The organism is Flavobacterium columnare NBRC 100251 = ATCC 23463, from assembly GCF_002530675.1.
Classification (GTDB): domain Bacteria; phylum Bacteroidota; class Bacteroidia; order Flavobacteriales; family Flavobacteriaceae; genus Flavobacterium; species Flavobacterium columnare.
Genome location: NZ_PCMX01000053.1, coordinates 25190 through 48432 on the forward strand (window position 1 = coordinate 25190; position 23243 = coordinate 48432).

A 23243-nucleotide genomic window follows, 5' to 3' on the forward strand; every position below is an offset into this window, starting at 1 on the left:
TTATAACAGCCCTTTGGACTGGATTTTTTTAAAACGAGGCAAAGGTAAGCCAACTAATTTTGAGTGCTTTAGAAACCAACTGATGAATATTCTGGAGTAAAGTGCTATAGGTTAGTGTTTTTCTTATGACTCGCTCATTAGTTGATAATAAGTTTGTAAATACCCCGCAACGTAATTTTTTTTACTAAAATGATGGTATGAACAAGATCAAAAAAATCAATACAATTGTATAGACTTCTTTAGACTGAATAAAAATTTTAAAAATCATTTGGAAATTAAAAAAAATAATTACAAAATTTGCGTCAGAAAATTAGTAACAATTAAAAACGAAGAAAAAATGTTTGTATTCAATGTAACACTTTTAGGTTATCAATCAGCGGGAGCTGGTGTAACTGCGCTTCGTGGTTTTACTTTAAGTTAGATTCAAAAAACTTCACTATATGTTAAAACCCGAAGACCTTTAGTTTCGGGTTTTTTTATGCCTTAAAATTTCCCGATAACTTCAAAGTTTGATTTCAACCAAGTGCTCTAGCATTTGGAAGAGCAGTCTATTATTCAAAATTTAAATTTATGGGAAATAAATTATCAGGGAGAGACCTAATCAAGATAGGGTTCCCTAAAAATAATGCCATCAATATAACCTTAGGGCAAATTAACAGATATCGCAAAAGAGAAAAAAAAGAAAGTATACTCACCGAAGCCAAAGAGGTTTTACTACACCCTGAAAAGTTCAAAAGTCATGGAACTTGGGGCAAAGTAGCCGAGGGATTAGTGAATCCAGTACAAGTAAAGTTCAACGAATTACGGAACACACGAGCGCCATTTTCGATTTTTGGTGAAAACGAAATCGAAGAGCAAGCCAAGTTTCAATTGTATGATGCTTTGAAATTACCTGTTGCTGTACAAGGAGCCTTGATGCCAGATGCACATTCTGGTTACGGATTGCCTATAGGCGGTGTGTTAGCCACAGATAATGCAGTGATACCGTATGGGGTAGGAGTAGATATAGGTTGCCGAATGAGCTTGTCTATATTCGATTTACCCGCTTCGTATCTCAAAGGAAAAGAACATCAATGGCGAAAAATGCTGTTGGATAACACCAAGTTTGGAATGTACGAAACACACAAAATCAAATCCGATCACGAAGTGTTTTCTCATCCTGCTTTTTCAAATATTCCTTTGGTAAAACAATTGTTAGATAAAGCATACAAGCAATTGGGTACTTCGGGTGGAGGAAACCATTTTGTCGAAATAGGAATCGTAAAAATCGACACCCCTATGAACGAATGGAAATTAGACGTAGGCGAATATGTAGCGGTTTTATCGCACAGTGGTTCCAGAGGTTTGGGGGCCAATATCGCAAAACATTATACCTATTTGGCTACTAAACAATGTCCGTTACCTAAAAATGTACAGCATTTGGCTTGGTTAGATATGAACACACACGACGGACAAGAATACTGGATGGCAATGAATTTAGCGGGCGAATATGCTAAGGCATGTCACGAAGATATTCACAAACGTATTGCGAAAGCCATCGGGAAACGAGTGTTAGTAACCATCGAAAACCATCACAATTTTGCTTGGAAAGAAATGGTAAACGGACAAGAATGTATTGTACATCGCAAAGGCGCAACACCTGCAGCCAAGGGCGAACTAGGAATTATTCCGGGTTCGATGACAGCACCTGGTTTTATTGTACGAGGCAAAGGAAATGAAAGTAGCCTGAATTCTGCTTCGCACGGTGCAGGACGATTGCATTCTAGAGCCAAGTGTAAAGTCAAGTTCACCCAAAGCGATATCAAAAAAGTTTTAAAAGACAAGGAAGTCGATTTGATTGGTGGTAGTATCGATGAAGCACCTATGGCGTATAAAGACATCCATAAAGTAATGGCGCTTCAAGAAGAATTAGTAGAAGTATTGGGAACATTCACCCCAAAATTTGTGAGAATGGATAAATAAGCTTTGTTATGGAAAGGTTTGAGGATAAAAATATAAGATTAGGTAAATTCAATGATTTCATTGATGTCGTTTGTCCAAATTGCAATCAGAAAGCAGCTGTAAAAATCAAGAATGAATTAGAATCTTGTCCTAATTGTGGAAAACACAATTGCGAAAGCAAAAGGGTTTTTGAATGTAAACATTGTTATTACAGTTTCTCTAAAAAGAAAACAATTTTTGAGCCCTACGCTAAGGTATATTGTTCAAATTGTTCTGAAAAGTACGAAGTAAAAGGAGTTCAAACGACTAAACAGGTAAGCGAAATAAAAGTTAAATGTCCACATTGTAATCATAGCGAAACTGTGAAAGCAAAACTTAAAGAAGTAGAGTTTGAATTTAAATTCGATATTGAAGGAGTAAGAGACCCTTTTTATAATTGCAGCTTATGGTACCAACAAGAATTTAAACAGAATGTTTTTTGGGCTTTAAATAATGATCACATTAATTACTTAGAAAGATATATTGAGGCTGATTTAAGAGAGCGCAACTCAAAATACAATGGAGGTCAAACGTTAGTAGCGCGATTACCAAAGTTTGTCAAAGAAGCAAAGAATAGAGACAAACTTTTAAAAATTATAGAAAAATGGAAACAAAAATAAAATCAAATCAAGTCTCTAATAGCCCCTCCTTTGGAGGGGTTGGAGAGGCTATCATACAAATCACCTCAGGAAGAGGACCAGCCGAATGCGATTGGGTAGTGGCGCAAGTGCTCAAAAGAGTATTAGTCGAAGCCGAAGAAATGAAGCTGAAAGTGGAAGTAATTAATAGAGAGCCTGGACCCGAAAACGGTACCGTAGTTTCGGCATTAGTAGCGATAAAAGGTGTCAATACCAACGAATTTGTGCGTAGTTGGGTGGGTACCATTCAATGGATTGGGAAAAGTACGTTTCGAAAGTTTCACAAACGTAAAAATTGGTTTATCGGAATTTTTGAAGTGCCTCCAATCCTCTTGCCTACGTTTTCAGAAAAAGATTTTCAATATCAAGCAATGCGCAGTTCAGGAGCAGGGGGACAACACGTAAACAAAGTGAGTTCTGCCATTCGTGCCACACATCTTCCTACTGGAATAAGTGTAGTGAGTATGGATTCTCGTTCGCAGCACCAAAATAAAAAATTGGCAACCGAACGATTACTAGCCAAACTGAAAGAGACGCAGTACGACCAACTCCAACAGCAAGTGCAAAACCAGTGGACCAATCAAATGGCAGTGCAAAGAGGAAACCCAATTCGCACTTTTGAAGGTTCCGATTTTAAAAAAGAAAAGAAAAGTAAAAACAACAAAAAAGAACGACAAGAAGGAAAGAAGATGATAAACGATAGTTTATATGATTAGTAGTATCACCTATCATCGAACATCCATCACCCAACAAATTCAAAAAAAATGCAATCAATAGATAAATATGTAGTACAAGCCTTGGATAATTATCCCTATTGACTTGAAGGAACCTTAGAGTCATTAGGATATGCCTTGGTGTATGATAACAAAAACGCTATGGCATTAGGATTGTACGGACGCTTGTATGCCGAACAAATGCAAGATTATGAATCGGCAAAACAATATTATGCAGAAGCTTTGGCTGCTGATATTCACGCTTTGGAGATATATCCACATTATGCTGAGGTTTTATTATTGAATGAAGATTACGAAGAAGCGGCAAAGCTAATCGATTTCTCATTGACAATAAAAGGAATTAACAAAGTTTAAATGTGGATAAAGAAAATCCAATTGCTAGAAAGGCAATAGAAAATTAAAGCCGCTTTGAAAATGATTAAAGAAGTAAAATTAATTTCCTTTACCAACGATTCTTATGAAATTGACCAAATAGAAAAACGTTTGAAAAATAAAAAAGAATTGCTCAAACTTAAAAAGTCGAAGAAAAAGAAAGCAGAGAAGAAGAAAAGTAAGAAGTGATTAGTTATAATAGTTAATATTTAATCTGACAGTTACCAATTAAAGCATTAATTTTAATGGAAGTTTTAATAATGGGCTTTCCTCGGGTAGAGTGGTGCAAAAATATGGCGTCTATGTAGATTCTATTTGGCCTTGGTCTTCGGGCTATGATGGCGCTAACGATAAATGTGGGCACGGTACCAGTATGGCATCTGTGGCTGCTGCACCTCGTAACGACAAAGGGCAACCTGTGGGAGTGGCCTATAATTGTAATTTGGTAACCTATCGCGCGGCTTCAAATGTGGTGCTAGACGGCTACCATGAATTAGAAGGCGTAAAAACAGCCTATATTAATTTGGCTAATAATGTTAATGTTCGCGTGATTTCCATGTCGATGGGGAATATTATCTCCTCAGGAAAAATTGAAGATGCGATTAAATATGCTTATAGTAAAGGGAAACTAATGTTTTGTGCTGCGGGAACCTCTACGAGTTTTACCACTTTTGCGGGGGTTATATTTCCTGCTTGGATGCCTGAAGTGGTTGCTGTAACAGGAATTAAAGATGCCAGTACCTACCAAGCCTGAGATGTATGTCATACAGGAAGTAAAGTAGAATTTACCATTATGATGCAACGAGTAACCAGCGGAAATAAAATTCCGGTGAACAGTTATTATGATGGACAAGGCGATTATTCTGGAGGATCCTCAGTGGCTACGGCTACGACTTCAGGGATTGCTACTTTAGTTTGGGCTAAAAATCCTAGTTGGACCCGCGACCAAGTTTTACAAAAACTGCGTCAGTCCGCTCAGTTTTATACCAATCGCCATTCTGAATTTGGCTATGGGATGCCCGATGCTTTGAAAGCGATGCAATAAAATAGGAACTGCCCGTGAGGGCAGTTTTTTTGTGGAGAGCTTTTCATTTATATTGATAGAAAGGTAAAAAAACACTAAAAAAAGTGCTGTTTTTCAATACAATGTCATAGTTTATCACAATGCTTTTTTTTTAAAAGTTCGTTAATTTAGAGTCTACTTTATATCTTAATAATATTTTTTGTCAAGATTTGATTAGCAATTTCTGTATAAATATCAGGAGTGTTTTCAGGGGTTTCAATTGAGACTATTAGAGAATATCGTAACTGAGAGTCATATTTCTTTTGTTTCTCTAATTGTTTCCACCAGCCTGAAGCAAGGGGAAATATTGCTAGTTTATTACAAACTGCTATATCGGCTGCTGAACCATTCCAAAAATTACTATGTATGGATCCTTTGAAAACTGTATCAGCACCTAAAAACCACCTTTTTTCTTGTTTTTTTTCATAATCAACTTCAGATAATTTTTCAACCCCTTGTTCATCTTTTAGATTTTTAATATTAATTTTGTTGGTTCTAACTTTAAAATTTTCAAAAGTTTCGGTTGGATTAATAAGTGAAAATTTTAATGCTGTGGATTGATATGAATATTTAGTTGAATATCCTTTGTCTCCAGGATTAGGTTCGATATAATATGAAAGAGTAACTCTCAAAGTTACATTTGTTTCTCCAAGATTTGCTAATATTTCTGATGGCCATGGAAATTCATAATAATGTATTTCATTTGTTTTTACAGTACCATCAATTTTATAAGGTGTAATTACTTCTTCAGAAATAAATGTCAGGTAGTTAGATTTACATTCTATCGCTTTTTTTAAATTAGGTATTCCATAGCCAACTATTCTTAATAATTTCTTTTTATCTCCGACTTTAGTAATGTCAATTTTAAATTGATTTATTAACTCTTCAGTCCAAGATGAAGAGTGAATCATTAATGCTCTTAATGTTTCAGGCCAAGCATTGGGATAAATATTTCTTAACTTTGCTAAAAAGTTTGATGCAGTTGCAGTTGCTGCACTTGTAGCATTAAAAGTAGTAAAAGCGTTTACAATTCCCATAGTCGAGGTAGTCAAAATTTCTAAGTCTTCATGTCTTTCAATGTTTCCATCCTCACGTTTTTTTAAGTTTCCTCCTTCAAAAACAACTTCTGGTTTTATAGGCCAAAAAGATTCCCATGAACTAGAAGTTCTACTAAAAGGTGACAATTCGAACTTTTTTGCTACTGTGTTAGTATTAGGTAATATTTTTTGAGTAAATGCACCAATAGTTATTGCATTCCATGATTGTGCTGGGCTTTCTACAGAAAGATTTAGATTACTTTCGGGATAACTAAGTAATTCAATATCTTCTCGAACATTCCCTGCACTGATAACAAAAATTTTTTTATCATTTTCAAAATCACCAAAGATAATTTTATCCAAATAAGCTGACCAAGTTGAAGGTTTTCCAAAATCATTTTGATTTTTACCTGTAACTGCCATACAAAAGATCCTTTTATAATCAGGATTATTAATCACTGATATGTTAATAGCGTTTTGGGTAATAAAATGGCATTTGTTTAATTCAGTTGTTTCTCCATCTGGTGGTAGAATTTTAACTGATTCTAATCGGTGGTTTACTTGTAAAGGATTGTTGTATTCTAATATTTTATTTAAATTATCATATAGAGCAATACCTGCCATAGCAGTGCCATGTCCATTATGACCAGCATCATTTATACCCCAGTTAGAATCAGCAGTTAGACAGTCGTTTCTATTTATTGCATTTTTTAATAACTTATGACCAATATTGACTCCTGAGTCTAATATTGTAATGTAATTATTTGATTGATTAAATGTTATATTGTTTATTGCTGATTCAATCCAATTCTCTCTGTTAATTATTGTTTGATCTAACCAAAAACTATTTAATTCTTCAGCTCTACGAACTTCTGCAATATATCCGAACGACATTGATAATTCAACTAGTTGTTGGTAATTTAATTTCGTATAAACTATTATTCTTTCTGGAAAAAAAGTAAATTCTTCGGAAATAGTGATGTTAAAAAAATCAGAAATACCTTTCAGAGTTTGAAACTTTTTATCTATTTCAGATTTATCTATGGCTAACCATAATTCACACCAAACAGCTTCTTCTTTCGGTATATAATCATTTGAGCTATTCCAGATAAAATCTATATTAGTTCTTTGAATTTTATCTATTTTTTCGACAAGTTTTTGGCTAACAGGAAGACCTTTTTTTGTGTCTTCAAAAATATACTTTTGTATTTTTCCAATTAACTTTTCTTTTTTATTGTCAGGGATGTAAATAGTAGCTATTTGTAATTTGTTTTCCTGATTGCTTTTAACATTTAGTAATTTGGCTCCATCAGAACTCAAAGAACTTAATTCTAATAATTGTTTTTCAGCACCAATAAATGTAATGTATTCACCATCTTTAACAGGTAAACTTTTCTTTGTTCTATCGACAACCTCTTGAATATGTGTGTTCCAAATCTCATTTAAAGATGAAAGTAAAAAATTTCCGTGAACTTTACGATCTCTTTGAGGTAATATTGTTTTAATCGGCGGACTTGGAGGCGTGGTGTAAGCTTGTGAAGAGTGAACATTTTTTACAAAAAGATGTGGTTTGAAATCTTCGTTCATTTTTTATCTATATCAAATGATTAGTTTTTCGGTCTTTTATCATCTGAACCAATAATTTTTGTGTTATTGTATTTTTATCGGTTAAAATAATTTCTTTCAAAGCGTCATTACAAGCATTTGTTATTTCAGCATGACTTAATCCGTATGCAACTTCAATTAGCGATTTAAGAGAATAGTCTCCAAGAAATTTATGTAGTTTTAGTTTTATTAATTCTTCTATGTCTTCTTTATTTGGTAAAGAATATGTTATGATGTCATCAAAACGTCTAAATAACGCAGAATCTAATATTTTTATATTGTTAGTAGCTCCAAAAATTATACTTTCTGATGAGTCTTGTTCGATAAATTGAAGAAATGAATTTAATATTCTTCGCATTTCTCCTACTTCGTTGTCTCTTCCTCTTTCTGCTCCAATGGCATCAAATTCATCAAACAAATAAACTCCTCTATTTGAAATCATCATGTCGAAAATCTGTCTCAATTTAGAGGCAGTTTCTCCCATGTATTTAGTCATTAATTTGTCCATCATCACTACGTATAATGGTAATTTCAACTCTCCTGAAATGGCTGAAGCTGTGGCGGTTTTACCTGTTCCTGGCAAACCTGATAGTAAAACTTTTCTACGGTTTTGCAAACCAAATTTTAATATTTTATCTCTTTCTCTATACTCTCTAATTATCCTATTCAATTTATTTGAAACTTCATTTGAAAGTATTAATTCATTTAATTTGTTCTCAGGATAATATACTAATACTAAGTCGCTTAAATCAGGATTGATTTTGATGATTTTAAAACCATCTGTTTTTGATTTATCGACTAAATCTTTTATTTCTTTTGCAATAGCCATATGTCCTTGCCGTGCTTCATGAGCTGCCATTTGAAGGGCAATAGAAGTAAACCTTTCATTGTCATTTTTATAATGAGAAAGTAATAAAGATTTTATTTGTTCAGCTGTTGCCATAAAACAAATTTATATTTTTTTAATAATTATTCCGCTATTAAAACCTCCAATATTGTAATTGCCGCATCACTAATTTTAGTTCCAGGACCAAAAACAGCCACAGCACCTGCCTCAAATAAGAATTCATAATCCTGTGCAGGAATTACTCCACCTACAATGACCATAATATCTTCGCGACCGTATTTTTTCAATTCTTCAATTACTTGAGGGACTAAGGTTTTGTGTCCTGCCGCTAAAGAAGAAACGCCTAAAATGTGTACGTCGTTTTCTACCGCTTGTTTGGCTGCTTCTTGCGGGGTTTGAAATAGTGGTCCAATGTCTACGTCAAAACCTACATCGGCGTACCCTGTGGCGACTACTTTAGCACCACGGTCGTGTCCGTCTTGCCCCATTTTAGCAATCATAATACGCGGTCGACGTCCTTCTTGTTTGGCAAAGGCATCTGCGAGTTGACGGGCTTTTTCAAAGCTTTCGTCATTTTTTATTTCTTTACTATACACCCCACTAAAACTTCTAATTTGTGCTTTGTATCTTCCAAAAACGCTTTCTAAAGCGTCGCTTATTTCTCCTAAAGTCGCTCGGTTACGTGCGGCAGCTACAGCTAAATCTAATAAGTTGCCGTTTCCTGTTTGTGCACACTCCGTCAGTTTGGCTAAACAGTCAGTTACTTTTGCCGTATCGCGAGTGGCTTTTATTTGTTCCAAACGCTCGATTTGTTGCTTACGAACGGTTTGGTTATCGACCTCTAAAATATGTAACGGGTCTTCTTTTTCCAGTCGGTATTTGTTAACCCCCACAATAATGTCTTGCCCGCTGTCAATACGCGCTTGTTTACGCGCTGCAGCTTCTTCAATACGAAGTTTCGGGATACCTGCTTCAATAGCTTTGGTCATGCCACCTAGTGCTTCCACTTCCTCAATCAAAGTCCACGCTTTTTCAGCGATTTCAGCCGTTAGACTTTCTACATAATAACTTCCCGCCCAAGGGTCTACCGTTTTGCAAATTTTGGTTTCTTCTTGCAAGTAAATTTGGGTATTACGGGCAATACGTGCCGAGAAATCGGTAGGTAATGCAATAGCTTCGTCTAAGGCATTGGTATGTAACGATTGGGTGCCTCCAAAGGCAGCCGCAGCCGCTTCAATAGCCGTTCGAGCCACATTGTTAAAAGGGTCTTGTTCGGTTAAACTCCAGCCTGAGGTTTGACAGTGCGTACGTAAAGCAAGTGATTTTTCGTCTTTAGGTTCAAATTGTTTTAAGAGTTTTGCCCATAGCATACGACCAGCACGCATTTTGGCAATTTCCATAAAATGGTTCATTCCAATAGCCCAGAAAAACGAAAGGCGTGGAGCGAACTCATCAATATTCATTCCTGCGGCTAAGCCCGTGCGTATGTATTCTAGACCATCGGCTAAAGTATAAGCTAATTCAATATCTGCAGTAGCTCCCGCTTCTTGCATGTGGTAGCCTGAAATAGAAATCGAATTGAACTTTGGCATATTTTTACTGGTATAGTCAAAAATATCGGCAATGATTTTCATCGATGGGGTAGGTGGGTAAATGTAAGTATTACGAACCATAAATTCTTTTAGGATATCATTTTGAATGGTTCCTGAAAGTAGGTTAGTGGCTACGCCTTGTTCTTCGGCAGCCACTATATAAAACGCCATAATAGGTAAAACAGCACCATTCATGGTCATAGAAACCGACATTTCGCCCAATGGAATTTGGTCGAAAAGGACTTTCATATCCTCCACCGAGTCGATGGCTACACCAGCTTTTCCAACGTCTCCCACTACGCGCTCATGGTCTGAATCGTAGCCTCGATGCGTAGCCAAGTCAAATGCTACAGATAAACCTTTTTGCCCAGCGGCTAAGTTTCTTCTGTAAAAAGCATTACTTTCTTCGGCAGTAGAAAATCCTGCATACTGACGTATGGTCCACGGACGACGTACGTACATGGTAGCATACGGTCCGCGCAAGTTGGGAGCAAAACCTGCTCCAAATTCTAAATGTTCTAGTCCTTTTATATCTGATTCGGAATAGGTAGATTTTACCTCAATGCCTTCAGCAGTTGTAAATGAGCTATCAGCAGTAGGTTTTTCTTTTTCGGCTAATGGCTTTAACGTAATATTTTGTATGTTTTTTCTCATAATTATTATTCTTGAGATAAACGTTCTTGTTCTAGTTTTTCAGCCAAACGTTTTTCGATAATGGGTGTAATTAGTGTTTTTCTAACGTTTTGTTTTATAAATGGGTACAATTCTAAATCGTTTTTCATACGGTCATTTTTATTAGGGTATTTATTAGTTCCTAATAAAATTTCTTTCCCCTTGTTAAAAAAATCCTGTTCTTTTTCAGCGCTTTCTTTTATTTTTCGTTGGATTGTTCCCTCTATTAGTTGAGTGATGAATCCGCCACCATTTTCGATATCTTTGAATAAAGTTAAAGCTTTTTCCGCTAATTGTTGGGTTAATTCTTCTATGTAATAAGAACCGTCAGAAGGATTTTTTACTTTGTCAAAATAACTTTCATGTTTTAAGACCAATAATTGATTGCGTGAAATTCGATCTCCAAATTCATTGTCTTTATGATAAATAGCGTCATACGCTAAATTAGCAACTGCGTCAGCACCCCCTAAAATTGCACTCATACACTCAGTTGTGGTACGAAGCATATTGACATTGTAGTCATATAAAGTTTTGTTACGTTTGGTTGGTGTAGCCATAATATGGCAATCGGAAGTATAATTGTATTCTTTCGCTAGAGTATTGAATAATAGACGTAAGGCGCGGATTTTTGCAATTTCAAAGAAGTAATTGCTTCCAACTGCTACGTTGATTATGATGTTGGAAGTTAAGTTTTTAACTCTATTAAAATATTCATTGCAATGTGCTAAAGTGTAAGCTAATTGTTGAATAATGTTGGCTCCAGCATTTTGATATATTTCAGTATTAATACTTAAAGAGGTTTTAGACTGATTTAAAATTAAAAAATCGCTTTCTAAATTACTAAACCAATTGCCATCTTTTGTTAGTTGGCCAATCGGATCAATTTCTAAAAAGGTTGAAGGTCTAAGTGTTTGTACTTTTTTTATGAAATCGGGACTAAGAAAAAGAGGTTTTACATATACTTGAATTTCTTGTGGAATTGTATGTAGTAGTTTTTCTAAATCTAAGGATTCGTTTTCTAATGTAAAACGAATGCTTTCGGCTCCTCTTGACAAGGTTTCTTTGGCTCTATTGATAGATTTTTCTAAATCGTATACAAAAATATTTTGAACGATCTTAAAACTATTTTTGTTAGAAGTTATTTCTAAAGGCGTATTGGTTTCATCTATATGATAAAACGGCTTAACTTTTATTCCTTCAGGACTTTCCCAAACAAGTGTTTCGTTATAATCAGCGCCTTTTAGTTCATATTGAATTTGTTGCTTCCATTGTTTGGAAGTAACTGAGTTGAATTCATTGAATAGTTTTTCTTTCATGTTGTGTGTAAACAAACTATTTTTAGATGAAATAGTTGATTGATTTTTCACAAATTTAAAAAAATAACGTTTAAGAATAGAATCTTGCTTTAAAATGATTATAATTTGTTGTAAAAAAAGAAAAGGAGATAGTTTTAAAGCCATCCCCTTGTTGTTTTATCGAATTAAATTCAATTACCAAATGATTTTTTTGGTTTCGTAATCTCCGTTTGAATAAGTTACTCTGGTAATAATTACGTTATTTGTTTTAGGTACGTTTTTAGTAAAACTTTGAACATTAGGTACTGTTTGTTGTAAAAGGATTTTACCTTGTGCATCAGTTATTAAAATAGCACTAAATTCTTTGTTGGATTTTAGGTTAATTTGATCTTCTTCTGTTGCTATTATTAATTGATTTTCTATCTCCATTGATTTACGTAATACTTCTGTGTTTAAAGAAACAGTAGGCGTTACTAATTCTAAAGTATATTGATCTGTATTAAGTTTAGAGTAATCAATTGTTATATTCTCATTTTTACTAAAATTATGAGTTTGAATTAAATTGTTTTTTTGATCAAAAAGGTAGATTGTTATGTCTTCGTTTTCAAATCCTTTTCTATTGATAGTCCAAAGTCCTTCTTTGTTTTCGGTTACTAATTCTTTAGTAGCTACTTTTATAGAATTTTCTTTTGCATAAGCAACTTTGTACGTTTGATTGTTATGTTTCATTTCTACAATGTATGCGCCTTCTTTTAAATCCTCTAGTTTTTTGCTGATCATTTTATTACTAGCTGAATTTGCGTCAAAACCATAAATATTTGTGATTTCGAAGTTACCATTCTTGTTTTGAGTTGGGATAAGTGGGTGTAACTGGGATTTGTTAAATTCTATGATAGGTTCTTTAGAAGTTCTGTCTGAATACATAGCGTTCCAATTGAGTAAGCCTCCTGTTCTATGCCAGTTGAATTTAGCAATAGAAGCTATTAGCCAAGGGAAAACACCTCCTGCATGTCCTAAAGGGCCTAAGTTGGTAGCGTTAATTTTGTATTTAGATAAATCAAAAAGTGAATAATAGTTTCTTTGTACTTTTTCTGTTTTTAAAGCATTTTGAAAAGGTATTTCAGCATCTGCAGTAGTGTATGACATCGTTGTAGGTGTTGTGTTATGAAAATCATATACATCACTTTTTTTTAAGAAATCTCTTAAAGGATTACTAGGACCAGATGCGGTTTTAATATATTCTTTAGTGAATAGAGTTTTCCATTTTAGAGGCCCCCAATCAAGTCCTCCTTCTTCCTTAAGAACGTGTTTTTTGTAAGTTTCTTGAAACTCTGGAGAAATCATTTCTGTAAAGCTTTTCTGATATTGTTTGTATCCTAAACTGTGTGCACCGTTTACGATATAAGCAATAAAAGCAGATGAAGGGTAATCTTCATTAGCTAGTACGCGATCTTCATAAGTCGTTTTAGATAAATCGTATGGACCTGCTCCAGCATATACTTGTTTGAAGTTAAAACGTTTGTATTTTTCTGTATTGTATTTTAATACAGCCATAGTCGAGTGACCTCCTTGGGAGTAACCAGATAGGAAATATTCGTTATATCTTTTTACTCCTTTTTGGTTCAAGAATGTATCTGCTGCTGTAAGCATATCTATACTAGCAGAAGCTTCTGTTTTTGCATCAGCATATGGGTGTACGCCTTCTGAATCACCTAGTCCTAGGTAATCAGGTGATACAACATAGTAGCCATTAAGTGCATATAGCATATCAAGAATAAATCCGCCTTCACGGGTGCTTTTAAGATTAGAAGGAACATTTGCTCTTTTGTCTGCTGTAGGGTGTTCTAATAAAACGGTTGAAAGAGGATAATCAACTTTAGGGAACATTACTAGACCATGTGCCTTTACAAGTTTGTCGTGGTGGTCTGTAGTCCAGTAAGTTAGTTTGTATCCTTCTAAGCCTTTAACAAGAAATTGAAAAAGTTTAGCTACACCTGTGGGTAATTTAATGTTTCCAAAACCAGCCATTCTTTGAAGTACTTGGTGGGCAGAATCGTCCATTTTTTTTTCAACACTAATCAAATCACCTGGTTGCTGGGCAAAGGTTGATAGTGAAATAAATAATGATAATACGAGTAAAGTTTTTCTCATAAAAAAAAAGATTAAATTATTGTTAATAAAAACGCAAATTTAATCTTTTTTCAAAATACTGTGATGGTATTTTTTGTTTTGATGTTTTTTACTCTAATGTATCGTTTTCAAATTCTATAATATATATATCTTCGTTTTCACGTTTCATATAGTATTTTTCACGAGCATATTTTTCAATTTCATTGGAACTTTTTAACTTTTTGATTTGTTCAAGGTCTTTTGAAATTTCCTCTTTGTAATATTTTTTATTATCTTCTAGTTCTTCAATTTCTTTGTTTAAGACTTGATGATCTAAATAAGAATAGTTGTCTAGAAAAAGCATCCAGATTAAAAAGAAAGCACTGACTAAAAAGTATTTGTTACTGATTATTTTAAACCAATATTTTCTTTTTAAGAAGTTTTTTAAAGATTGAAACATATTCTAATACAAATTCTTTTGATAATAAATAAAAAAGCAAATTTAAGAAATCCGTTGATTAATAACAGCTCTTACTACATCAATGGCAACCGTGTTGTATTTGTCATTTGGTATAATGATGTCAGCAAAAGCTTTAGTAGGTTCTATAAATTGTTCGTGCATTGGTTTTAGTGTGGTTTGATAACGATTTAGAACTTCTTCCATATCTCGACCTCTTTCAGCAATGTCGCGTTTTAATCGTCTGATTAATCGTTCGTCTGAATCTGCATGAACAAAAATTTTAATATCAAACATATCTCGGAGTTCAGGGTTGGTTAGGATTAAAATACCTTCAACAATCATTACTTTTCGGGGTAAGGTATGAATGGTGTCTCCAGTGCGATTATGTTTAACAAACGAATATACCGGTTGATCGATTGCTTTTCCTTCTTTAAGATCTTTTAGGTGTTCGACTAACAAAGTAAAGTCAATTGAACGAGGGTGGTCAAAATTAATTTTTGTTCTTTCTTCTAAGCTTAAATCGCTTGTTTCTTTGTAATAATGATCTTGTGAAATAATACCTACCTCTGTTTCAGGTAGTTCATTCATGATTTGATGAACTACAGTTGTTTTTCCTGAGCCTGTGCCGCCTGCAATACCTATAATTAACATACTTTTTTGGAATTTTAAAATGCAAAAGTAGTTTTTTTTGAAGTTCTATCAAATTTAGTTAGTAGAGATAATAAAAAAAACCTTTCGATAAAGAAAGGTTTTTGTCGGGGTGGCAGGATTCGAACCTGCGACCTCCTGGTCCCAAACCAGGCGCGATGACCGGGCTACGCTACACCCCGTGGTGTTCTTGGGTTTATAAGCTTTCGTCGGGGTGGCAGGATTCGAACCTGCGACCTCCTGGTCCCAAACCAGGCGCGATGACCGGGCTACGCTACACCCCGAAAGCGGGTGCAAATATAAAGATATTTGTTTGTAATATGCAAGTGTTTTTTAGAATATTTATTGTTTAGGATTGATTTTTTTAGTAAAATGGTTGAATATTGGTTTTTTGTGTTTAGATGAATCGTTTTAAGGTTGAAATTGTTGTTTTGAATTATATTTATGATTTGTATATGAAAGAGTTTTATACAACAAAATAAAAGAGGTTTGGAAAAAGTAAAAAAAAGAACTTCTTTTTTACTTTTTTAGAAGGGTTAAAGAAAAATAGAGGGATTGGGTTTTATTGAGTTTCTCTTTTTTAAGTTTGTTGTAGAAAAAGAATGGGTTTGATCGTTTATAACCACTTCAAAAAACTCCGTTCTTTGAAGTGGTATTGTTAACTTATATTCCTTTTATAATATTTATAAAATCATTTGTGGTTAAAGAGGCTCCTCCTATTAAACCTCCATCAACGTCAGGTTGAGAAAAAATTTCTTTGGCATTTTCTGGTTTAACGCTTCCTCCGTATAAAATGGAAACATTTTCTGCAATCTCATTTCCGTAACGTTCTAGAATTGTTTGTCGGATGAATTTATGCATTTCTTGTGCTTGTTCAGGAGAAGCTGTTTCTCCTGTGCCAATGGCCCAAACGGGTTCGTAAGCTAAAATTATATTTTTCCAATCAGAAGCATTTAAATGGAATAGAGCGTCTTTTAATTGGTATTCTACTATATTAAAATGTTGTGTGTTTTGACGGTGTTTTAATTCTTCCCCAAAGCAGAAAATAATTTTCATTTCGTGCTTTAGTGCTGTGTTTACTTTATTGGCTAATAAAGCATCGGTTTCATGAAAATAAGCACGACGTTCAGAATGTCCTAAAATAACGGTTTGAATCCCAATATTTGTTAGCATATCAGCGGATATTTCTCCCGTAAAAGCACCGCCTTCTGCTTGGTGCATATTTTGAGCAACAACTTCTATAGAAGTCCCTTTAGTTTGTTCTACAGCTTGAGTTAAGTTAATAAAAGTAGGGGCTATGATGATTTTAGCGTCTGTTTTTGGAAGATTTATAATTAAGTCCGCTATCAATTCTTGTGTTTGTTTAGCATTTTTATTCATTTTCCAATTACCAGCTACTATTTTTTGTCTCATATTATAAATAATTAGGATTTAAGAGTGCAAAGATATGTCTTTTAACAAGTTAAAATATCTTTTAATTCGATATGATTTTGTTTGTTTACAAAGTTTTTAAAAGGGTGTTTATTTTTTCAGTATCTTTTTCGATGGCTCTGAATAGAACCACTTTCCCTTTTTTATCTAAAATAATGTATCTGGGTATCCAGTCTAAATTTACTGATTTTCCGAAATTGCCTTTCATGGTTTCTCCTACATACAAATGGTCTCCTATTAGTTCGTGTTTTTCAATTCCTATTTTCCACGTTTCTGGAGTTTTGTCAAAAGAAATGAAAACAAATTTAGTATCTGGATTTTCTATTTGTAATTTTTTTAGGTTGGGCATATTTTTAATGCAATCGCCACACCACGAAGCCCAAAATTCTAGAACAATACTTTTTTCTGTATTTTGAGATATTATTTCTTTTAATGTAATTTTTTGACCGTTAATGTCAGTCAAAGAATAATTTAAGGTTTCATTATTGAGTTGTGTATCCTGTGCTTTTGAGCATGAGATGTTAAGTATTATTGTGAGTATTAATGTTATTATTTTTTTCATTTTATTTTAATTGAGTAAAGGGTTTATTAATTAATTCTTGATAATTCTTAGGATTGAATTGATTTTCATTAATGCCAAAATAATATTTGTATTCATGTCCATTCCATAAGTATTTTACACCAGGAGTATCTTTTCCCGTTCCCAATAATTTCCAGAAGGGAATGATTTCAATTATTTTGTAAGGGTATTCAGCACCTGTTTCTTGAAAGAAATCGGGTATTTTTTCGGGTTCTTCGTTCATAAAAAGAACTAGTATTTCAGGAAAATTTTTATTTGTACGTTTTAACTCTGTTAGTTCTTTTGCTGCTTGACGGCAATGATCACAACCAGGAACAAAGAAGCATAAGGTTTTACGGCCATTATCAATGTTAGAAAAGAACTGGGCGTAACCTGATTTCTTTTTGGAAGGTTCATTAATTGTTTTTTCTTCTTTTATTTTTTCTAATGGTTGTTTTATGGAGTCTTTAATGACTGTTTTTTGTATAACAGAATCTTTTTGAATCATTGAAGAATCAATGTTAGTTGTGTTTGTCGAATCTATCGTGATCTCGGTTGGTAAGTCTAATTCACTTGCTGATTTGATAGGAGCTAATATGAAAATTATAAGGATAGAGATTAATGTAATTAGATTTATTGGCCAAATTTTATGGATTTCTGTATTGTCTTTTGGTAACATAAAAAGAATTAAGCCAAGAAGGATAATAGCAACTACGTTTTTGATGATGGCTTCTATGGGAGTCATAGGTATTAATTCTCCAAAACAACCGCAGTTGCCTGAATTACCACCATTAATGAACGTTTCGTAAGATAAATGAATTACAAAAACAATAAGTAGCGTAATGGTTGCAGGGATGATTATTTTTTTTAGATAGTTATTTTGTAGAATGAGTATCCCTAACGCCATTTCGATACCTATTAAAATTCTTGAAAACCAAGGGGCTATACTTTCAGAAAATCCTAAAGGATACAATTGTTTTACTTCAAAAGTTGAGATTGCAAAATAGGGGGACGGGTACATTTTTGCAATAGCTGATATGATGAACAGCAATGCTATTATGATTCGGAATAGGATCGTTAGGTTTTTTTTCATTTTTTTTCATTTTTAAAACATATAAGCTCTATAGATTTAGGTCTTATGTGATTGAAATTATTTTATGTTTTCTAATAAAATTAGGGCAAAAACGGAATAATTAATCATGTCTTGGTAATTCGCGTCAATGCCTTCACTTACTAAAGTTTTTCCTTTGTTATCTTCGATTTGTTTTACTCGTAAAATTTTTTGTAAAATAAGATCGGTTAATGAACTTACTCGCATATCGCGCCAAGCTTCGCCATAATCATGGTTTTTAGCTTCCATAAGCTGTTTGGTAATTAGTATTTTTTCGTCATATAATTTTATGGCTTCCTCTACATTTAGATCGGGTTGTGTTGCAACCCCTTTATCTAACTGGATCAGAGCCATGATGGAGTAGTTTATGATACCTATAAATTCAGAAGTTTCGTCCTCGTTTATTTTTTTTACTTCGTTTTCTTGTAAGGAACGGATGCGTTGAGCTTTTATGAAAATTTGATCTGTCAGAGAAGGTAAGCGTAAAATGCGCCAAGCACTGCCATAATCTTTCATTTTTTTAGTGTATAAATCACGACAGTTGTTTATTATTGTATCGTATTGTTGAGATGTATTACTCATTTGTATGTTATATTTGCGTCAAATTTTTTCAAAAATAGGGATTTTTAAATAAAATGCTGTTAATAAAATGCAAATGGCTACGATAAACTGTAAAGGAAAACTGGTTGATTTAAGGAAGCCCAAAGTAATGGGAATTTTAAATATAACGCCTGATTCTTTTTATGATGGAGGAAAGTTAAAAACGGATCTTTTCGTTTTAGAACAAGCTGAAAAAATGGTACTTGATGGTGCTTTTTTTTTAGATGTAGGAGGGCAATCAACAAGACCTAATGCTCCGTTTTTGTCCGCAGATGAAGAATTGGGTAGGATAGAGGAAATCGTTTTGCTTTTGATAGCTAAGTTTCCAGATGTATTAGTGTCTATTGATACCTTTCATAGTAAAGTAGCTGATGAGTGTTTGCAAATAGGGGCTTCTTTGATTAATGATATTTCAGCCGGTGGATTAGATGCGAATATGTTTCGTGTTATTGCTAAACATAATGTGCCATTTGTTATGATGCATTTGAAAGGGACTCCTAAGACAATGCAGCAAATGGTGGATTATGATGATTTGCTTAAGGAAATTTTGTTTTATTTTTCGGAAAAAATAGCAAAGGCAAGGAGTTATGGTATTAACGATTTGATTCTTGATCCTGGTTTTGGGTTTTCTAAAACCTTCGAGCAAAATTTTGAATTATTATCTAAAATGGAACTTCTATCTATAGCTGAATTACCTATTCTTGTAGGGATGTCTAGAAAATCAATGATTTATAAAACATTAGATCTTACAGCACAAGAAGCATTAAATGGGACTACTGTTTTAAATACGATTGCAATAACTAAAGGGGCTTCTATTTTGCGGGTACATGATGTGAAGGAAGCGGTGGAGGCTATTAGACTTTGTGAAATGATATGAGGCAATGGAAATAAAAAAAGGATGTTCAAGAATGAATATAGAATATGAACATCCTTTTTTCGTGTAGGTATTTTGAACCTTTTTGGATAAAATTTCTTATATCCGATTTTTTTTCTAAAGGGAATATTGTTAAGAAAGGCTTTTCTTAGTTACAATATTTTAATAATTCTTTTTCTTGAGTGCCTGATTTTTTTAAATCGTTGCATACTGAATCGGTTTTCCCTAATTCAATATTAGCCTTAGCTCTATAATAATTTAATAAATTTTCTTTTGGACCAATAGCTAAACCTTTAGTGCAAATTTCAACACATTCTGAATATTGTTTGTTTTCAAAATAGGCTTGTGTTAAGTAAAAATAAGGTGATTTATGCTCTTTATTAGATGAAATTAATTTGTTTAGCATCTCTATAGCATCAGGGTATTTTTTAGAATTTAATTTTTCTAGTGCTTTAGAAAAAAGCGTATTTTCTTCAGGTGTAAAAGGATTATCAACTATTTCTTCATTTTGAGCAAATGTGATAAGACTTGATAATAAAGTAATAAAGAAGATTATTTTTTTCATATTAGTAGGTTTTAAAAATCAAATTTAATCAAATTTAATCACTTGGTTATTTGTTTTAGAAAAAAGTTTTATGATTCAATAACTGCTGTTGTAAATAATTGTGCTATTTGTGGGATGGTGTCTGGAGCGACAGGGCGACCATCTTTTATAGCTACACCTGTTACTTTAGCAGACACCATTAGTTTGTTGTCGGATAGGCGAATGATGTTTTGATGGAAGATTACTTTTAGATTTCCTTCTTTTTCAGCACGTACTTCTACTTTAAAATGGTCTCGGCTAATAAGTGAATTTTTAAAATTGATTTCAATGCTTTTTACGACTAATAAGATATTTTTTTGAGCAAATTCAACAAAGTCTACTCCATGGTGGTGTAAAAACTGATGTCGAGCGTGCTCGAGGTAATTTTGATAAACGGAATTGTTCACGATTCCTTGTACGTCTAATTCGTAATTGCGAACAGACATTTCAATAAAAAAATTTTCCATTGTAGATTTATTTGATATGATTAATAAATTGTGCTTCGTATAATTTTCGATAGGCTCCTTTTTCCTTTTTTAATAAAGAGGTATGGGTGCCTTCTTCTATGACTATTCCTTTGTCTAGCACTATGATTCTATCTGCATTTATAATTGTTGCTAAACGATGCGCAATAATAATAGAAGTTCTATTTTTTGTTAAAGTTTCTGTGGCTTTTTGGATCTTTTCTTCTAAATAAGTATCTATAGAAGAAGTGGCTTCATCTAAGATTAGGATGCTAGGATTACTTAAGTAGGCTCTTAAAAAAGCAATTAACTGTCTTTGACCTGATGAAAGTGATGCTCCACGTTCTTTTACATCATATTCATAGTTATTGGGTAGAGCCATGATAAAATCATGTGCCCCAATGGCTTTGGCCGCTTTTATTACCTGATCCTTAGTTATAAAAGGATTTTTTAAAGTTATATTATGGTAGATGCTGTCTGCAAATAAGAACACATCTTGGAGAACAATAGCTATTTGAGTTCTTAAACTTTCTATGGTGAAATCTTTTATGTTTTGATTGTCTATAGAAATAGATCCTGATTGAATATCGTAAAATCTATTGAGTAAATTAATAATGGTTGTTTTGCCAGCTCCAGTGGCTCCTACTATGGCAACGGTTTGACCAGGGTTTAAACTTAAATTAAGATTCTTGAGTATATATTCATCAGATTTATAACCAAAAGATACGTTTTTGAACTCTATTTTGCCTATAAATTTAGGAGCTTTAATACTTCCATTGTTTTCTATTTCTTCTTTAAAATCAAGAACTTCAAATACTCGTTGAGCAGCAATCATCCCCATTTGCATTTCATTAAATTTATCGGCTATTTGTCTTAAAGGGGTAAAGAAGATAGTGATGTACATAGTATAGGCAAAAAGATGGCCTACATTGGTAAACGGATCGTGTTGTAATAACAAAATACAGCCAAACCAAATGATTAGACTTAAGGTTAAATAGGTTATAATGTCAGCAATTGGAAAGAAAATAGAGTTGTACCAAACGTTTTTTACCCAAGCTTTACGATGTAAATGGTTTATTTTTTTAAAATTTTTATATTCAATTTCTTCTCGTGTGAAAAGTTGAACGATTTTCATTCCTGTTAGTCGTTCCTGAATAAAAGTGTTCATGTTAGCAATTTGAGTTCGAACATCTTCAAACGCGCTTTTCATTTTTATCTGAAATATCCGAATAGCATATAGGAGTATTGGCATGGTAGCTACGACAATCAGAGTTAGTTTCCAATTCATGTATAGCATGAAAAAGAAGATAGTAGTCATTTTCATTAAATCACTCATAATCATGAATAATCCTTGACTAAAAATACGGGCTATGGATTCTATGTCTGAGACGGAACGGGTGATTAGTTTTCCTACAGGCTCTTTGTCAAAATATTGTATTTTAAAACAGCTTAAGTGGTTAAATAATTTTATACGAATATCCTTGACTATATCTTGTCCGAGTACGTTTGCCCAATAGACAAAGTAAAATTGGGCTAATACTTCAAGTACTAATGTCAAGGCCATGATGCCTAGCATAACTAAAAAACCTGTTAGTTTTTTAGGAATTACGTAAAGATCTATAATGTTTTGTAACAAGTAGGGGCGGAGTGCAGCAAAAATAGATAACAGAACAGCCCATAAAATAACGCTGTAATATCGCCATTTGTAGGGTTTTGTATAAGTGAGTATTCTTTTGAATAATGTACTATCAAATGCTTTCATTTATGTAAGGGTAGGTTACTTTGCTTAAAAATAATCCTTGTGCAGGAACCGAAAAACCTGCTTTTTTTCGGTCTTTACTTTCAATAATAGATACTAGATCTTCTTTTGTGATTTTATGGGTACCAATGTTTACCATAGTTCCCACAATAGCTCTTACCATATTCCGTAAGAAACGATCGGCAGTGATGGTGAAAACTAAATTTTGGTTTTCTTTACGCCAGTAGGCTTCTGTTATTTTGCAGTTAAAAGTGTGTACGTCTGTATGTGTTTTTGAAAAGCACTCGAAGTCTATGTATTCAAAAAGAATTTTACAGGCTTCATTCATCGTGTTTATATCTAAAATATGATGATTATACCAAGCAAGTTCTGTATTGAAGGCATTTTTTTGAGTACTGATGTAATAATGGTAGGTTCTAGAAGTAGCGTCAAAACGAGCATGCGCTTCATCATGTACTGGAATAATACGAAATAGAGCAATATCTTTTGGTAAAAAGGAATTAGCTCTTTGTTTTAGTTTTGCTAGATCTAGTTCTTTTTGAGTATCAAAATGCCCATACATTTGTGAAGCATGTACTCCTGTATCAGTTCTACCAGCACCTACAATTTCTATACTTTCTTGTAAAAGTGTAGAAAATACTTTATTTAAAGTTTCTTGTACTGAAATGGCATTGGGTTGGTATTGCCAACCATGATAATGGGTGCCTTTATATGCAAATTCAATAAAATATCTCAAGGTGTAAAAATTTGTGAGCAAAGATAAAAGAAATGAAACAGATTTTGAATAATATGATAGGACTATAAGATCTA

Annotated in this window: 21 protein-coding genes, 2 tRNA genes and 1 pseudogene; 7 read left to right on the forward strand and 17 right to left on the reverse strand. The window is 33.4% G+C overall.

Going from position 1 to position 23243, the window contains the following annotated elements; genetic code table 11:
* The first annotated feature begins 570 nt into the window (after positions 1-570).
* The 6 genes and pseudogenes from B0A78_RS08125 to B0A78_RS08145 all read left to right on the forward strand — a co-directional run bounded on the left by B0A78_RS08125 (position 571) and on the right by B0A78_RS08145 (position 4769).
* On the forward strand, positions 571-1962 hold the full coding sequence (locus B0A78_RS08125) for an RtcB family protein (RefSeq protein ID WP_097609558.1): 1392 nt from the start codon (positions 571-573) through the stop codon (positions 1960-1962).
* Positions 1963-1970: 8 nt separating this feature from the next.
* Positions 1971-2600: a hypothetical protein gene (locus tag B0A78_RS08130; protein ID WP_014165614.1), complete on the forward strand. Its 630-nt coding sequence runs from the start codon at positions 1971-1973 to the stop codon at positions 2598-2600.
* Positions 2585-3334, forward strand: a complete 750-nt coding sequence (prfH, locus tag B0A78_RS08135; protein WP_065213395.1) for a peptide chain release factor H — start codon at positions 2585-2587, stop codon at positions 3332-3334. The genes B0A78_RS08130 and prfH overlap by 16 nt, the downstream gene beginning before the upstream one ends.
* A gap of 159 nt (positions 3335-3493) precedes the next feature.
* Positions 3494-3706 (forward strand): hypothetical protein, encoded by a 213-nt coding sequence (locus B0A78_RS14870; protein WP_231138891.1) that lies wholly within the window; start codon positions 3494-3496, stop codon positions 3704-3706.
* A gap of 60 nt (positions 3707-3766) precedes the next feature.
* On the forward strand, positions 3767-3913 hold the full coding sequence (locus tag B0A78_RS14875; protein WP_242658810.1) for a hypothetical protein: 147 nt from the start codon (positions 3767-3769) through the stop codon (positions 3911-3913).
* Positions 3914-4007: 94 nt separating this feature from the next.
* Positions 4008-4769 (forward strand): annotated as a pseudogene (locus B0A78_RS08145) (S8 family peptidase).
* Positions 4770-4927: 158 nt separating this feature from the next.
* On the opposite strand, the gene B0A78_RS08150 reads toward B0A78_RS08145, so the two are convergent.
* The 13 genes from B0A78_RS08150 to B0A78_RS08210 form a co-directional block, all read right to left on the reverse strand.
* Entirely contained in the window at positions 4928-7411 is a 2484-nt protein-coding gene (locus B0A78_RS08150) for a S8 family peptidase (protein WP_097609559.1), read from the reverse strand.
* Between the two features lie 7 nt (positions 7412-7418).
* Complete coding sequence (locus tag B0A78_RS08155) at positions 7419-8372, reverse strand: AAA family ATPase (protein ID WP_097609560.1); 954 nt, start codon at positions 8370-8372, stop codon at positions 7419-7421.
* Positions 8373-8398: 26 nt separating this feature from the next.
* On the reverse strand, positions 8399-10522 hold the full coding sequence (scpA, locus tag B0A78_RS08160) for a methylmalonyl-CoA mutase (RefSeq protein WP_097609561.1): 2124 nt from the start codon (positions 10520-10522) through the stop codon (positions 8399-8401).
* Positions 10523-10527: 5 nt separating this feature from the next.
* A complete protein-coding gene (locus tag B0A78_RS08165) occupies positions 10528-11856 on the reverse strand; it encodes a methylmalonyl-CoA mutase subunit beta (RefSeq protein ID WP_041253424.1) in 1329 nt (442 codons plus the stop codon).
* Positions 11857-12030: 174 nt separating this feature from the next.
* Positions 12031-13986 carry a lipase family protein gene (locus B0A78_RS08170; protein ID WP_014165604.1) on the reverse strand — a complete coding sequence of 652 codons (1956 nt, stop codon included), beginning with the start codon at positions 13984-13986 and terminating at the stop codon, positions 12031-12033.
* Between the two features lie 88 nt (positions 13987-14074).
* A complete protein-coding gene (locus B0A78_RS08175) occupies positions 14075-14404 on the reverse strand; it encodes an FtsB family cell division protein (RefSeq protein WP_014165603.1) in 330 nt (109 codons plus the stop codon).
* Between the two features lie 42 nt (positions 14405-14446).
* Positions 14447-15055 (reverse strand): uridine kinase, encoded by a 609-nt coding sequence (gene udk / locus B0A78_RS08180; RefSeq protein WP_014165602.1) that lies wholly within the window; start codon positions 15053-15055, stop codon positions 14447-14449.
* A 104-nt stretch (positions 15056-15159) separates the two neighbouring features.
* A tRNA-Pro gene (locus B0A78_RS08185) sits at positions 15160-15234 on the reverse strand.
* A gap of 27 nt (positions 15235-15261) precedes the next feature.
* A tRNA-Pro gene (locus B0A78_RS08190) sits at positions 15262-15336 on the reverse strand.
* Positions 15337-15715: 379 nt separating this feature from the next.
* Complete coding sequence (gene tpiA / locus B0A78_RS08195; RefSeq protein WP_097609562.1) at positions 15716-16465, reverse strand: triose-phosphate isomerase; 750 nt, start codon at positions 16463-16465, stop codon at positions 15716-15718.
* A gap of 85 nt (positions 16466-16550) precedes the next feature.
* The gene (locus B0A78_RS08200; protein ID WP_014165600.1) at positions 16551-17045 is read right to left on the reverse strand and encodes a TlpA family protein disulfide reductase; all 495 of its coding nucleotides are present in this window, start codon (positions 17043-17045) and stop codon (positions 16551-16553) included.
* A 1-nt stretch (position 17046) separates the two neighbouring features.
* Entirely contained in the window at positions 17047-18135 is a 1089-nt protein-coding gene (locus B0A78_RS08205; RefSeq protein WP_041253223.1) for a MauE/DoxX family redox-associated membrane protein, read from the reverse strand.
* A 57-nt stretch (positions 18136-18192) separates the two neighbouring features.
* Positions 18193-18735 carry a DUF1599 domain-containing protein gene (locus B0A78_RS08210; protein WP_097609563.1) on the reverse strand — a complete coding sequence of 181 codons (543 nt, stop codon included), beginning with the start codon at positions 18733-18735 and terminating at the stop codon, positions 18193-18195.
* A gap of 67 nt (positions 18736-18802) precedes the next feature.
* Here B0A78_RS08210 and folP point away from each other — a divergent pair, with 67 nt between their 5' ends.
* A complete protein-coding gene (gene folP, locus B0A78_RS08215) occupies positions 18803-19630 on the forward strand; it encodes a dihydropteroate synthase (protein WP_014165597.1) in 828 nt (275 codons plus the stop codon).
* Positions 19631-19775: 145 nt separating this feature from the next.
* Here the strand turns inward: folP and B0A78_RS08220 are convergent, their stop codons facing one another.
* From B0A78_RS08220 to truA, 4 genes are all read right to left on the reverse strand, one after another.
* Complete coding sequence (locus B0A78_RS08220) at positions 19776-20192, reverse strand: tetratricopeptide repeat protein (RefSeq protein WP_014165596.1); 417 nt, start codon at positions 20190-20192, stop codon at positions 19776-19778.
* A gap of 68 nt (positions 20193-20260) precedes the next feature.
* Entirely contained in the window at positions 20261-20677 is a 417-nt protein-coding gene (locus B0A78_RS08225) for an acyl-CoA thioesterase (protein WP_014165595.1), read from the reverse strand.
* Positions 20678-20684: 7 nt separating this feature from the next.
* Positions 20685-22436, reverse strand: a complete 1752-nt coding sequence (locus tag B0A78_RS08230; RefSeq protein WP_065213403.1) for an ABC transporter ATP-binding protein — start codon at positions 22434-22436, stop codon at positions 20685-20687.
* Positions 22423-23169 carry a tRNA pseudouridine(38-40) synthase TruA gene (gene truA / locus B0A78_RS08235; protein WP_014165593.1) on the reverse strand — a complete coding sequence of 249 codons (747 nt, stop codon included), beginning with the start codon at positions 23167-23169 and terminating at the stop codon, positions 22423-22425. Before truA ends, B0A78_RS08230 begins: the two co-directional genes overlap by 14 nt.
* Positions 23170-23243: the final 74 nt, after the last annotated feature.

Bases quoted from the DNA above. Each gene is read 5' to 3' on its own strand.
- B0A78_RS08230 (WP_065213403.1), bottom strand. From the start codon at position 22,436: ATGAAAGCATTTGATAGTACATTATTCAAAAGAATACTCACTTATACA.
- folP (WP_014165597.1), top strand. From the start codon at position 18,803: ATGCAAATGGCTACGATAAACTGTAAAGGAAAACTGGTTGATTTAAGG.
- udk (WP_014165602.1), bottom strand. From the start codon at position 15,055: ATGTTAATTATAGGTATTGCAGGCGGCACAGGCTCAGGAAAAACAACT.
- B0A78_RS08205 (WP_041253223.1), bottom strand. From the start codon at position 18,135: ATGAAAAAAAACCTAACGATCCTATTCCGAATCATAATAGCATTGCTG.
- B0A78_RS08150 (WP_097609559.1), bottom strand. From the start codon at position 7,411: ATGAACGAAGATTTCAAACCACATCTTTTTGTAAAAAATGTTCACTCT.
- B0A78_RS08130 (WP_014165614.1), top strand. From the start codon at position 1,971: ATGGAAAGGTTTGAGGATAAAAATATAAGATTAGGTAAATTCAATGAT.
- B0A78_RS08125 (WP_097609558.1), top strand. From the start codon at position 571: ATGGGAAATAAATTATCAGGGAGAGACCTAATCAAGATAGGGTTCCCT.
- B0A78_RS08200 (WP_014165600.1), bottom strand. From the start codon at position 17,045: ATGAAAAAAATAATAACATTAATACTCACAATAATACTTAACATCTCA.
- B0A78_RS08170 (WP_014165604.1), bottom strand. From the start codon at position 13,986: ATGAGAAAAACTTTACTCGTATTATCATTATTTATTTCACTATCAACC.
- tpiA (WP_097609562.1), bottom strand. From the start codon at position 16,465: ATGAGACAAAAAATAGTAGCTGGTAATTGGAAAATGAATAAAAATGCT.
- B0A78_RS08210 (WP_097609563.1), bottom strand. From the start codon at position 18,735: ATGAGTAATACATCTCAACAATACGATACAATAATAAACAACTGTCGT.
- scpA (WP_097609561.1), bottom strand. From the start codon at position 10,522: ATGAGAAAAAACATACAAAATATTACGTTAAAGCCATTAGCCGAAAAA.
- B0A78_RS14875 (WP_242658810.1), top strand. From the start codon at position 3,767: ATGATTAAAGAAGTAAAATTAATTTCCTTTACCAACGATTCTTATGAA.
- B0A78_RS08175 (WP_014165603.1), bottom strand. From the start codon at position 14,404: ATGTTTCAATCTTTAAAAAACTTCTTAAAAAGAAAATATTGGTTTAAA.
- B0A78_RS14870 (WP_231138891.1), top strand. From the start codon at position 3,494: ATGGCATTAGGATTGTACGGACGCTTGTATGCCGAACAAATGCAAGAT.
- B0A78_RS08165 (WP_041253424.1), bottom strand. From the start codon at position 11,856: ATGAAAGAAAAACTATTCAATGAATTCAACTCAGTTACTTCCAAACAA.
- prfH (WP_065213395.1), top strand. From the start codon at position 2,585: ATGGAAACAAAAATAAAATCAAATCAAGTCTCTAATAGCCCCTCCTTT.
- B0A78_RS08155 (WP_097609560.1), bottom strand. From the start codon at position 8,372: ATGGCAACAGCTGAACAAATAAAATCTTTATTACTTTCTCATTATAAA.
- B0A78_RS08225 (WP_014165595.1), bottom strand. From the start codon at position 20,677: ATGGAAAATTTTTTTATTGAAATGTCTGTTCGCAATTACGAATTAGAC.
- B0A78_RS08220 (WP_014165596.1), bottom strand. From the start codon at position 20,192: ATGAAAAAAATAATCTTCTTTATTACTTTATTATCAAGTCTTATCACA.